The 11665-nt window shown below is 65.9% G+C and carries 11 protein-coding genes; 7 read left to right on the plus strand and 4 right to left on the minus strand.

The genetic code is table 11. The annotated features are described in order from the left end of the window. Position 1: 1 nt before the first annotated feature. Positions 2-925, minus strand: a complete 924-nt coding sequence (locus tag AC3WLF_RS22950; RefSeq protein ID WP_492353036.1) for a LysR family transcriptional regulator — start codon at positions 923-925, stop codon at positions 2-4. Positions 926-1117: 192 nt separating this feature from the next. Between AC3WLF_RS22950 and AC3WLF_RS22955 the strand changes: the two genes are divergently transcribed. The 5 genes from AC3WLF_RS22955 (at position 1118) to AC3WLF_RS22975 (ending at position 6526) form a co-directional block, all read left to right on the plus strand. Beyond that, entirely contained in the window at positions 1118-1990 is an 873-nt protein-coding gene (locus tag AC3WLF_RS22955) for an FAD binding domain-containing protein (RefSeq protein ID WP_492320384.1), read from the plus strand. Then, a complete protein-coding gene (locus AC3WLF_RS22960) occupies positions 1978-2484 on the plus strand; it encodes a (2Fe-2S)-binding protein (RefSeq protein WP_492320385.1) in 507 nt (168 codons plus the stop codon). The genes AC3WLF_RS22955 and AC3WLF_RS22960 overlap by 13 nt, the downstream gene beginning before the upstream one ends. Continuing rightward, on the plus strand, positions 2484-4772 hold the full coding sequence (locus AC3WLF_RS22965) for a xanthine dehydrogenase family protein molybdopterin-binding subunit (RefSeq protein ID WP_492358895.1): 2289 nt from the start codon (positions 2484-2486) through the stop codon (positions 4770-4772). Before AC3WLF_RS22960 ends, AC3WLF_RS22965 begins: the two co-directional genes overlap by 1 nt. Further along, a complete protein-coding gene (locus AC3WLF_RS22970) occupies positions 4769-5365 on the plus strand; it encodes a UbiX family flavin prenyltransferase (RefSeq protein WP_492353038.1) in 597 nt (198 codons plus the stop codon). The genes AC3WLF_RS22965 and AC3WLF_RS22970 overlap by 4 nt, the downstream gene beginning before the upstream one ends. 72 nt (positions 5366-5437) lie before the next feature. Continuing rightward, positions 5438-6526 (plus strand): CobW family GTP-binding protein, encoded by a 1089-nt coding sequence (locus tag AC3WLF_RS22975; protein WP_492358882.1) that lies wholly within the window; start codon positions 5438-5440, stop codon positions 6524-6526. Positions 6527-6559: 33 nt separating this feature from the next. Here AC3WLF_RS22975 and AC3WLF_RS22980 read toward each other — a convergent pair whose 3' ends face one another. Further along, a complete protein-coding gene (locus AC3WLF_RS22980; RefSeq protein WP_492320388.1) occupies positions 6560-7036 on the minus strand; it encodes a MaoC family dehydratase in 477 nt (158 codons plus the stop codon). A 54-nt stretch (positions 7037-7090) separates the two neighbouring features. Continuing rightward, the gene (locus AC3WLF_RS22985) at positions 7091-8074 is read right to left on the minus strand and encodes a tripartite tricarboxylate transporter substrate binding protein (protein ID WP_492320389.1); all 984 of its coding nucleotides are present in this window, start codon (positions 8072-8074) and stop codon (positions 7091-7093) included. Between the two features lie 161 nt (positions 8075-8235). Here AC3WLF_RS22985 and AC3WLF_RS22990 point away from each other — a divergent pair, with 161 nt between their 5' ends. Together AC3WLF_RS22990 and AC3WLF_RS22995 are read left to right on the plus strand one after the other, a co-directional pair. Next, positions 8236-9138, plus strand: a complete 903-nt coding sequence (locus AC3WLF_RS22990; RefSeq protein WP_492320390.1) for a LysR family transcriptional regulator — start codon at positions 8236-8238, stop codon at positions 9136-9138. Between the two features lie 129 nt (positions 9139-9267). Then, a complete protein-coding gene (locus AC3WLF_RS22995; RefSeq protein ID WP_492320391.1) occupies positions 9268-10458 on the plus strand; it encodes a CaiB/BaiF CoA transferase family protein in 1191 nt (396 codons plus the stop codon). A 38-nt stretch (positions 10459-10496) separates the two neighbouring features. Here the strand turns inward: AC3WLF_RS22995 and AC3WLF_RS23000 are convergent, their stop codons facing one another. Next, complete coding sequence (locus AC3WLF_RS23000) at positions 10497-11504, minus strand: AraC family transcriptional regulator (protein WP_492358883.1); 1008 nt, start codon at positions 11502-11504, stop codon at positions 10497-10499. Positions 11505-11665: the final 161 nt, after the last annotated feature.

Genomic DNA, 11665 nt, shown 5'->3' on the forward strand with positions numbered 1-11665 from the left:
GTCAGCCTGCGTCGGCCAGCTTGGCGCGATAGCGCATCAGCAGATCGCGGAAAGCCTGGGCCGGCGGTGACAGCGACCGGTCCGCGTGCACCAGCAGCGAGATCTCGCGGTGGATCACCGGATCGGTCGGCATCACCGTGGCCAGCCCCAGCGCGGAAGTCAGCCGCGTGACCGCCGCGCTCATCACCGCGATGCCCAGCCCGGCATCCACCATGCCCACCATGGTCAGCGGCAGGAACACCTCGTGCACCCGCTGCAGCGAAATGCCGCGCGCGGCCAGCGCGGTATCCAGGCAGTCGCGGATCGGGTTGCCCTTGTGCGGCCCGATCACGGGCAGGCCCGCCACGTCTTCCCAGCGCAGCGTCTTGCGCCGGCGCAACGGATGATGCGCCGGCATCACGATCACGAAGGGATCGGACATCAGCCGCTGCGCGCTCAGGTCGGGCTGGCCCTCTGGGATGGTGCCGATGCCGAAATCCACCTCGCCCGAGCTGACCATCTTGGTCACCTCATGCTCGGACACGTCGTGCAGTTCCACCTTCACGCCGGGATGGCTCACGCAGAACTCGCGGATCACGCGCGGCAGCATCAGCGCCGCCTGGATCGACGACGCCGAGATCGACACGCGCCCGCGACCCAGCGTGCGCAGCTCGCTGGAGTTCTCGATCACGCTGTCGATATCGGCCACCGCCTTCTTCACCAGCGGCAACAGCTCCGCGCCCGCCTGTGTGATGTGCAGCTGGCGCGTGTGGCGGTCAAACAGCTTCAGGCCGAGGTTGCCTTCCAGCTCGTGGATCAGCGCGCTGACCGACGACTGCGACAGGTCCAGCTTCTCGGCCGCGCGGGTGAAGTGGCGCTCCTGCGCCACGGCGATGAACGCGCGCAGCTGGCGCAGCGACACGTTCATGTTGCTGATGTTGGGCACGTTGTCTACCTCCGGGATGTCGGGGTGCGCGCTTGTTTTGCCAGGTTGGCCGGCGCGTCTGATTCAGAGGGTAACACGATCAATTAATCCGTTTCCGGGCCTTTACCGATGAAGCCCATCCGCCCATGATGACTTCAACGGTGCGCGCCCCACACGACAGGCAGACGCCGATGGCACAGACCAGGAGGAGCAATGAGAGCGTTTGAATATTTCGAACCGGCAACGCTGGCGGAAGCCTCGGCCATGCTGCACCGGTGCGGCGGCAAGGCCAGCGTGCTGGCCGGCGGCACGGACCTGCTGGTCCAGATCAAGGAGTCCGTGCGCAAGCCCGAGCAGGTGATCAACATCAAGAAGATCCCGGGCATGGACGTGCTGACGTTCGACCCCGTCAACGGCCTGCGCATCGGCGCGCTGGTGACCACGCGCGCGGTGGAGACCTCGGGCTTCGTGCAGCGCCACTACGCCAGCCTGGCGAAAGCCGTGACGGACTTCGCCTCGATCCAGGTGCGCCATCGCGCCACCGTGGTGGGCAACGTCTGCCGCGCGTCACCGTCGGCCGATTCGATCGCGCCGCTGGTGGCGGACGGTGCTTCGGTGCACCTGTATGGCCTGTCCGGCTCGCGCGAGCTGCGCGTCGAGGACTTCGTCACCGGCGTCGGCAAGACCGCCATCGCGCCGGACGAGATCGTCACCCGCATCACCGTGCCGGCGCCGCGCGCCCACACCGGCAAGGTCTACCTCAAGCATGGCCGCCGCGTGCAGATGGAACTGGCCACCGTCGGCGTGGCGGTATCGCTGACAGTCGAGAACGGCCACTGCGCCGAGGTCGGCATTGTGCTGGCAGCGGTCGGCCCGACCCCGGTACGCGCCGTGCGTGCCGAGCAGGTGCTGCGCGGCCAGCGCGTGACGGATGCCCTGATCCTGCAGGCCGCGCACGCCGCCATGGGCGAAGCCCGCCCCATCAGCGACGTGCGCGCCAGCGAAGCCTACCGGCGGCAGATGGTCGGCGTGCTGACCCGCCGCGCCCTGGAACAAGCCCTGGAGGCCGCAACATGCGAAAAATGATCGAACTCGTCATCAACGGCGAGCCGCGCGAACTGGCGGTGGAGCCGCACGGCACGCTGCTCGACGCCCTGCGCAACGACGCCTGCCTGACCGGCACCAAGAAGGGCTGCGACGTGGGCGAATGCGGTTCATGCACCGTCATCATCGACGGCCAGCCGATGAATTCCTGCCTGGTGCTGGCGCCCGAAGCGCACGGCTGCCACATCACCACCATCGAAGGCGTGCAGCCCGCGCCCGACACCGTGCACCCGATCCAGGAGCAGTTCATGCAGTGCGGCGCCGCGCAGTGCGGCTTCTGCACGCCGGGCTTCGTGGTGATGGCCAAGGCGCTGCTGGACGAGAACCCGCGTCCCACGCGCGACGAAATCCGCTTTGCCATTGCTGGCAATATCTGCCGCTGCACCGGCTACACCAAGATCATCGAGGCCATCGAGAGGACCGCCGAGGCCATGGAATTCGCGGGCTGCAAGGCCCGCGCCAGCGAGGAGGCATGATGACCCACGCCGTGATCGGACACAGCGTCAAGCGCACCGACCTGCTCGACAAGGTCACCGGCAACGCCAGATACGTTGCCGACATGCCCTTCCCCGGCCTGCTGTTCGGCAAGATGAAGCGCTGCAACCTCGCGCACGCGAAAATCCGCCGCATCGACACCTCGCGTGCGCTGGCATTGCCAGGTGTCAAGGCCGTGCTGACCCATGAGAACGTGCCGCGCGTGCTGCACGCCGGCTCGCCCCACCCGCGCTCCGCCTCGGTGACCTGCGATCAGTACATCCTGGACGACAAGGTGCGCTACTGGGGCGAAGGCGTGGCCGCGGTGGCCGCCATCAGCGAAGAGATCGCGGAGCGCGCGGTCGAGCTGATCGAAGTCGAATACGAAACGCTGCCCGCCGTCTTCACCACCGAGGACGCCGAGCGCTCCGACGCCCCGCGCATCCACGACCGCGAACCCGGCGGCAACCTGGTGCTGCCGCCGGTGATCATCAAACGCGGCGACGTGGAAGCGGGCTTTGCCGAGGCGGACTTCATCCTCGAAGGCATCTACGAAGGCGGCCGTCCCACCCCCGCCTACATGGAGCCCAACGTCTGCACCACCAGCTGGGACGGCAACGGCAACCTGACGGTGTGGATCTCCACCCAGACCGCCTTCATGGTGCGCGGCATCATGGCCGAGGTGCTGGGCCTGCCGCTGCACAAGGTGCGCGTGCTGGTCGACCACATGGGCGGCGGCTTCGGCGCCAAGCAGGACCTGTTCCAGCAGGAGTTCCTGTGCGCGCTGCTGGCGCGCGAGACGCGCCGCCCGGTGCGCATGGAATACACGCGCGAGGAAACCTTCCTCGGCGGCCGCACGCGCCATCCGGCGAAGATCTGGCTCAAGCAAGGCTTCCGCAACGACGGCACCATCACCGCGCGCCAGGCCAAGGTGGTGTTCAACTCCGGCGCCTATGGCTCGCACGGCCCGGGCGTGACCAATGTCGGCACTGCCGCCATGGTCTCGCTGTACCGCTGCGACAACGTGCTGCTCGAAGGCCGCTGCGTCTACACCAACAGCCCCATCGCCGGCGCCTTCCGCGGCTATGGCGTGGTGCAGACCTATTACGCGCTCGACGTGCAGATGGACGAGGCCGCCGAGCACCTGGGCCTGGACCCCGCCGGGCTGAAGCTGAAGAACGCCGTGCGCGAAGGCGACATTGCGCCGTCCAACCATCCGCTGATCGGGCACGGCCTGGAGGCCTGCATCGAGAAGGGCATGGAACTGGTCGACTGGCCCGCGCTGCGCCGCCGCCCGCGCGACACCAGCGGCCCGATCCGCACCGGCTGGGGCCTGGGCTGCGAGATGCACGGCAGCAGCGCCTATCCCGGCATCAAGGAACAGGGCAACGCCATCATCAAGATGAATGAGGATGGCACCGTGGTGCTGCTGACCGGCGCGGCCGGGCTGGGTACCGGTGCGCATACCGCCCTCGCCCAGATCGTGGCAGAAGAACTGACCCTGCCGTTCGAAGCGGTGGCGGTCGTGCACGGCGATACCGACGTGGTGCCCTGGGACATCGGCGCCTTTGCCAGCCACACCACCTATATGGTCGGCAAGGCCGCGCAGATGGCGGCGGGCGAGATCAAGCGCCAGCTGTTCGATCGCGCGGCCAAGCTGATGGAATGCGAGCCCGAGGCCCTGACGCTCACCGCCGGCGTGATCGCCGTGCGCGACCGCGACGGCCCGACCCTGACCGTGCGCGAGGCCGTGATGCCGCGCAAGGGCATCCCCGCCGCGCAGCTGGTGGGCACCGCCACCTATCACCCGACCAAGTCGTATTCATTCGCCGCGCATTTCGTCGAGGTGGCGGTCGATACCGAAACCGGCTTCATCACCGTGCAGCAGGTGGTGCCGGTGCATGACGTCGGCAAGGTGATCCACCCGGTGGCTGCCGCAGGGCAGATCGAAGGCGGCATCCAGCAAGGCATCGGCCATACGCTGTATGAGGACTACCAGATCGACATGCGCACCGGGCGCTCGCTCAACGCCAACTTCGTCGACTACAAGATGCCGCTGGCGATGGACATGCCGCCCATCCACACGGTGATCCTGGAGGCGGCGCCCGACCCCGGCGGCCCGTTCGGCGCCAAGGGCGTGGGCGAGGACCCGATCGTCGCGATCGGACCGGCGATTGCCAATGCGGTGTTCGATGCCATCGGCGTGCGCTTCCGGCACTACCCGATCAAGCCAGAGCAAGTGCTGCAGGCACTGGCGGAGAAGGCAGCGAAGGAAGGCGCCACCCCATGACCCGCAAGCAACGCCTGGTGGTCGCCATCACCGGCGCCAGCGGCGCGGTGTACGGCGTGCGCTTGCTGCAGGCACTGTCGGCGCTGGACGGCTGGGAGACCCACCTGGTCTGCTCCCCGTCCGGCCTGCTGACCGCGCACCATGAGCTGGGCCTGCAGCGCCCGCAGATCGAAGCCATGGCCGACGTGGTGCACAACGTGCGCGATATCGGCGCCACCATCGCCAGCGGCTCGTTCCGCTGCGACGGCATGGTGGTGGCGCCGTGCTCCATGCGCACGCTGGCCGCCATCGCCACCGGGCTTGCCGACAACCTCGTCACCCGCGCCGCCGACGTGATGCTCAAGGAGCGCCGCCGGCTGGTGCTGCTGGCGCGCGAGACGCCCTTTCACCTGGTGCACCTGCGCAACATGACCACGGTGACCGAGATGGGCGCCATCGTGCTGCCGCCGGTGCCGGCCTTCTACACACATCCGCAGTCAGTGGACGACATCGTCAACCACACCGTGGGGCGCGTGCTGGACCTGTTCGACGTGCCGCACGACGGGCTGGTGGAACGCTGGCAAGGCTTGCGCCCCAACGTGGCCACCGCCTGAAGAGAACACGAGAACTTTCGCCCCGCGATTGCGGGGAACGCAGTACCCAACTGGTACAAATCAGGAGACAACATGAACGCACCTGCCGTCGCACAACAGCCGCCCGTCCCGGTCACCATCCTTACCGGCTTCCTCGGCTCGGGCAAGACGACGCTGCTCAACCACATCCTGACGCAGAAGCACGGCCACCGCATCGCCGTGATCGAAAACGAGTTCGGCGAGGTCGATGTCGATTCCGACCTGGTGATGACCTCCGACGAGGAGATCTACCAGATGACCAACGGCTGCATCTGCTGCGTGGTCGATGTGCGCACCGACCTCGTGCGCATCCTGCAGAAGCTGCTGGAGCAGCCCGAGCGCTTCGACCATATCCTGGTCGAGACCAGCGGCCTGGCCGATCCCACGCCGGTGGCGGCCACCTTCTTCATGGACAATGAAGTCGCCAAGCAGGTCACGCTCGACGGCATCCTGACGCTGGTGGACGCGGTGCATATCGAAAGCCACCTCGATGACCCTCAGCTGACCGGCTTCGACAACCAGGCCGTCGACCAGATCGTGGCGGCCGACCGCGTGATCCTCAACAAGACCGACCTGGTGAACGCCGCGCAGCTCGACAGGCTGGAGGCACGCATCCACCGGCTGAACGAGGGCGCGCAGATCCTGCGCTCAAACTTTGCCCAGGTGGACCTGGGCAAGATCCTCGGCATCGGCGGCTTTACCACGGGCACGATCCAGGCGGACGCGCACGATGACCACCACGAACATGCGCACGACCACGACCATCACGACCACGTGTGCGACGAGCATTGCGACCACGTGCACGATGACGACGCGCATGGCCACCGCCACGATCCGTCGGTCACGTCCGTATCGCTGGTGTTCGACCAGCCGTTCGACCGCCAGCGCCTGGAGCACGGCCTGAAGGCACTGCTCGCGGCGCAAGGGGACGATGTGTTCCGGATGAAGGGGATCGTGGCCGTGGAGGGCGATGACCGCCGCTACGTGCTGCAAGCCGTGCACCGGCTGATGGATTTTCATCCCGCCGACGCCTGGGGGCCGGAAGCCGCGCAAAGCAAGTTCGTGTTTATCGGCCGGCACCTCGACAAGCTGCGCTTGCAGACGCTGCTGAAGGTCTGCCTGCCCGTGGCTCAGGCAGCCTGACGGTCCTGGCCGGCAGCGGAGGCTGACCTCCCGTCAGTCCCCGTTGCTGCCCGGCACGCGCTTGCGCAGCAAGTACCTTTGCGTCCCCTCCATGACGCAAACGTCGTTCTGGTTGCGCACCTCCGACCGCATCGCCAGCACGCCGGTCGTACGGCCGGGAACCAGCTCGGTGACGGTGAGGCGGCAGTACAACGTATCGCCGACGTAGACAGGCGCGAGGAAGCGGCTGCTCTGCTCGATGAAGCCCTTCAGGGACTCCTCGACCATATGGGGAAACAGGCCCGCCCCCGCGGCAGTCTGGATCACGACCTGGAATCCGTGCGCCAGCATGTGCGGCATGCCGTGAGCACGGCAGTACTCGACGTCGTAGTGAACCGGATGGTTGTCCCCGCTTGCCAGCTGGAACGCCGCGAACAGCGCGTCGGTCATGGTGCGGGACGGCAGGTTGAAGTGCTCTCCGAGTTCGAAATCCTCAAAGTAGCGCTGCGGACAAAGTTGATAGGCGTTCATGGCTTCTCCGTATGCCTGATGGTTGGTTCCGGCGCTGGCCTGCGCGGGTTTCGCTCAGTCGGCTTTCATATTCGTGGCGACGGCCACCCGCTTCCACTTCTCCAGTTCCGCGCGCAGGAATTTGTCGAGCCCCGCTGGTGTAGGCTGGGTCTCCAGCTGCAACCCGAGCTCGAAGGCCTTGCTTTGCAGGGCGGGATCGCTGAGTGCATCGCCAAGTGTCGAGACCAGCTTCTGGACAACTGTCGAAGGTGTTCGGGCTGGCACGAATACCGCATTCCAGGTGTATGCTTCATAGCCGGATACGGCTTCCGCAATCGCCGGCGTCTCCCTGGTCTGCGGCAGGCGTTTTTCCATCGACGTTCCCAGCAAGCGCACCGTTCCTGCCCGCACCTGCGCCAGCCCTGTCGGTGCGCTGTCGATCATGAATTCGACATGGCCACCGATAAGATCGGCCATGGCAGGCGCGCTCCCCCGATACGGGACATGGACCGCTTTCGTTCCTGCCGTGTAGTTCAGCAGTTCCCCGGCGAGATGCGGGGCACTGCCAACTCCCGCTGAGCCATAGTTGACCTGGCCGGGACGCGACTTCAGATAAGCGATGAATTCCGGCAGTGTTTTCGCCGGAACGCTCTTGTTCACGACCAGCACCAGCGGCGCACGAGCCGCCAGCCCGACTGGCGCAAAGTCCTCGATCGTGCGATACGGCAGGCCGGCGTGAATGCTTGGGTTCACGGCATGCGCTACAGTGGTCAGCAGCAACGTATAGCCGTCCGGTGCGGCTTTCGCCGCGAGCTCGGTGCCGACTATCGTGCCGGCCCCCGACTTGTTCTCGACAACCACCGAGGTGTTCAGCTTGCGGCTCCAGCTCGCAGCCAGCGATCGGGCGAAGGTGTCCGTCGGCCCGCCAGCGGCATACGGAACGATGAGTCGGACAGGCCGCACCGGGTAGTCGGTCTGCGCCACTGAAGGGGACGCACAGGCCAGGAGTGTCGCGGCGCTGCCCAACGCACTGGCGATCCTGCGGAAGAGTATGGTCATGTTGGTCTCCGATTCTTTTTCGCGCAGCACAGCGATAGCTGCGGTGACGAGCCGAAATATAGAATCGGACCCTACAAGGACACCAGTCGAAAGCTCCTGGGGTGTCGTTAGAATTTTTCTAAACACCCCCGGGAACTGTCGGGCAAGCAACGGAGACAAGCGTGCGTTTCGAACTCACCGATCTGCGAGTATTCCTCGCCATTGCGCAGGCCAAGAGTGTGACGGCAGGAGCGTCAGATATGCATTTGACAGCGCCTTCGGCCAGCTACCGCCTCAAGAACCTCGAACAGGCAATGGGCGTTCCGTTGTTCAACAGGACACAGAAGGGCATGGCCCTGACGCCGGCGGGCGATACGGTACTGCGCTACGCCGAGGCGATCATGGAGAACGTCGAACGCCTGCAGTCGGAGATGCGGCGCCATACCGACGGTATTGAAGGGCATATCCGCGTCTACGCGAACAGCAGCACCATGGCCAGCCTGCCCGCCGCGCTTAGCCGGTTCCTGGCGGCGTACCCGAATGTCAATGTCGACCTGGAGGAGCACCTCAGCGAGGACAGCGTGCGGGCAGTGATCGAAGACCGTGCGGACGTCGGACTGGTGGCCGGCGCGATCGACATGCGGGGCCTGGAATTCATTCGATATGGCGTCGATGAGCTGATGTTCGTGGTTCCGGCACGCCACCCGTCCGGGTTGCTCGACAAGATGTCCCTTGCACAGGCGTTGGTGTACGACCTGGTATCCGTCGGCAGCAAGAGCAGCAATTTCCTCTTCCTCAATGACATGGCAGCGCGTGCCGGCATCAAGCCACGCGTTCGCGTGCATGCACCCGACTTTGCCGCGGCCATGCGTTGCGTACAGGAAGGCGCCGGCATTTCGCTCGTGCCACGTTCGGTAGCGGGTCCCCTGATCGAGCAAGGGGTGGTGGAAGGGGTGGCCCTGGACGAGCCGTGGGCCCGGCGCGAGCAGCGGATCGTCGTGCGGAGCCAGAAGGCGCTCCCGGCCTATACGCGCGACTTTATCCGCTATGTCGCTGAATGGGGCGCACCGGACGCTGCACCGTAAGGCTAAGCATGCGGCCGGTTTCGAAGACTTCGAAGCCGCCTTAGGAATTCTCGACTGTTCGGGGGAAGAGGACCGTTCCTATACTTTGTCGTCCGGCCCATGTGCCGCCAGGTCTCTTCACTCCCCTCCATGAAACCCAGCCTACGCCCCCTTGATGGCATCACCGTTCTGGCGCTCGAGCACGCTGTAGCGGCGCCCTTTGCCAGCCGCCAGCTCGCCGATCTCGGCGCCCGCGTCATCAAGGTGGAACGCCCGGTCGTTGGCGATTTCGCCCGCGACTATGATCATTCCGTGCACGGCCAGTCGTCGTTCTTTGTCTGGGCAAATCGCGGCAAGGAAAGCCTTACACTGGATCTCAAGAAGCCCGAGGCCAAGACGATCGTGCACAAGCTGCTCGCCGAAACGGACGTATTCATCCAGAACCTGGCGCCAGGCGCCGCCCAACGCATGGGGCTGGACTTCGAGTCATTGCATGCCGACTATCCTGAGCTGATCGTTTGCGATATCTCGGGGTATGGCGACAGCGGGCCATACCGCAACAAGAAGGCCTATGACCTCTTGATCCAGGCCGCTGCAGGGCTGATTTCGGTAACCGGTACGGACCCTGCGCCGTCGCGCACCGGCATTTCCATCGCGGATATTGCCGCTGGCATGTACGCCTATACCGGCATCCTGTCCGCCTTGCTGCAGCGCGCACGGACTGGCGCCGGCCTCAGGGTTGAAGTCACCATGCTCGAGGCGTTGAGCGAATGGATGTCATATCCGCTGAACTTCGCTCACTATGGCGGCACGCCGCCCGCACGCAACGGTGTTGCGCATCCGGGTATCGCCCCCTATGGCCAGTACCAGACCGGCGATGGGGCCAGCGTCATCTTCGGGCTGCAGAATGAACGGGAATGGCAGCGCTTCTGCACCGAGGTGCTGGAGGACCCGGCCCTGGCGGCGGATGCCCGCTTCAACTCCAATCTCCAACGCGTCGCCAATCGCGCTGCGCTGGACCAGGAGATCGCCAGTCATCTCCGCTCCATGACCCGGGAGCAGCTGGTCAAGCGTCTCGATCGCGGGGGTATTGCCAACTCGCCCCTGAACGACATGCATGATGTGTGGCAGCACGCGCAATTTGCCGCACGCAATCGCTGGCGGGAAGTCCAGACGCCGGGTGGCGCCATCCAGGCACTCCTGCCGCCGGCAACGCTGTCGGGCGTACCGGCTGCCATGGGGAATGTGCCGGCAGTCGGCGAGCACTCTGCTTCTGTCCTGAAGTCGCTCGGCATGAACGAGGCAGAGATCGAAGCCCTGGCGGCCGCGGGCACGATCTGAGTGCTGAAGGTCCTGAGCAACAGGGGCCTGGCTCGCCGTCAGCCCCCCTGCTGCGCTGCCGCCCGCAAGGTCTGTGACGGCAGCTCGCCAAACTGGCGCCGGTACTCGCGCGAGAACAGGCTCAGGTGGGTAAAGCCGTGCCGCAGCGCAATCGCGCTGACCATCCCCTTCTCTTGCCGTGCCCGTTGCAGATCGGCGCGCGCCCCATGCAGGCGCAGCAGACGCAGGTACTCCATCGGCGTGGTGTTCTTGCTCTTGCGAAAACCCAGCTGCAAGGTGCGTGCCGATACGCCGCAATGCGCGGCGATCTGCTCCAGCGTCAGCGGCTGGTCAAGATTGGCGCGCAGGTGGGCGATGGCATTGCGCACATAGTCAGGCAGCACAGCCTCGAACCGGCGCGGCAGCATATTGCCATCCGCGGCAAAGCGGTCCAGCAGCAGTGTCGACAGCACGATGCGCTCAATGCCGCCATCCACCGCCGGCACGCCGCTGCCTTCGCGCCGCACCCGCGTTTCCGCGCGCAGGTAGCTCACCAGCGCCTGCCAGCGCGCGGCACGGCCATCGTCCGCCACCGGCTGCATGTCGAATTCAATCGGCACCGGCGGCTCGAAGCTGAACTGCTGGCGGAACGCCTCGTCGATCAGCTGCCGGCGGATCACCACGCTGAAGCGCTCGCAGCCCGGATCCAGCGACAACGTGGCCGGCACGGTGGGCGAAAACACAAAGGTCGCCCCCGGCGGCATCAGCATCGCACCGCGCGGGGTCTCCACGCGGCACGTACCCGCCAGCACGGTCTGGATCACGAACTCATCCTTGTTGGGCTGCGGCTCGATCTGCACTGCCTGGTTATAGGCAATGGTGACCAGCGTCAGCCGGCCGATGGTGCTGGTGTCGATACGGGCATCGAGCGCCGCATCGGCCTCGGTCGCGCGCAGCCGCGTAGGGCCGAACACGCGGCCGGACAGCGACTGGATGCGGTCGAGGTCACCGCCGCGGCTGAATGGCGAGCGGGAGGCAGCAGCTAACCATCCTGCGGTGGGTGACATGGCGTTGGAGAAAGAAGTGAAAGGATCAACCGCGACCGACGCATCAACATCCGGCGGCGTTCTCCCCTCTCCCGCGCGCGGGAGAGGGGAGCAAACCAGCGGCCGTGGCAAGCGCATCCATCCTATGGCCACCCCCGCCCTCACGCAACCCAAGGGAAACC

Source organism: Cupriavidus sp. FW306-01-F10A (genome assembly GCF_058782785.1).

Coding starts and splice junctions, on each gene's coding strand:
- AC3WLF_RS22955 (WP_492320384.1), top strand. CDS start 1,118: ATGAGAGCGTTTGAATATTTCGAACCGGCAACGCTGGCGGAAGCCTCG.
- AC3WLF_RS22960 (WP_492320385.1), top strand. CDS start 1,978: ATGCGAAAAATGATCGAACTCGTCATCAACGGCGAGCCGCGCGAACTG.
- AC3WLF_RS22965 (WP_492358895.1), top strand. CDS start 2,484: ATGACCCACGCCGTGATCGGACACAGCGTCAAGCGCACCGACCTGCTC.
- AC3WLF_RS22970 (WP_492353038.1), top strand. CDS start 4,769: ATGACCCGCAAGCAACGCCTGGTGGTCGCCATCACCGGCGCCAGCGGC.
- AC3WLF_RS22975 (WP_492358882.1), top strand. CDS start 5,438: ATGAACGCACCTGCCGTCGCACAACAGCCGCCCGTCCCGGTCACCATC.
- AC3WLF_RS22980 (WP_492320388.1), bottom strand. CDS start 7,036: ATGAACGCCTATCAACTTTGTCCGCAGCGCTACTTTGAGGATTTCGAA.
- AC3WLF_RS22985 (WP_492320389.1), bottom strand. CDS start 8,074: ATGACCATACTCTTCCGCAGGATCGCCAGTGCGTTGGGCAGCGCCGCG.
- AC3WLF_RS22995 (WP_492320391.1), top strand. CDS start 9,268: ATGAAACCCAGCCTACGCCCCCTTGATGGCATCACCGTTCTGGCGCTC.
- AC3WLF_RS23000 (WP_492358883.1), bottom strand. CDS start 11,504: ATGTCACCCACCGCAGGATGGTTAGCTGCTGCCTCCCGCTCGCCATTC.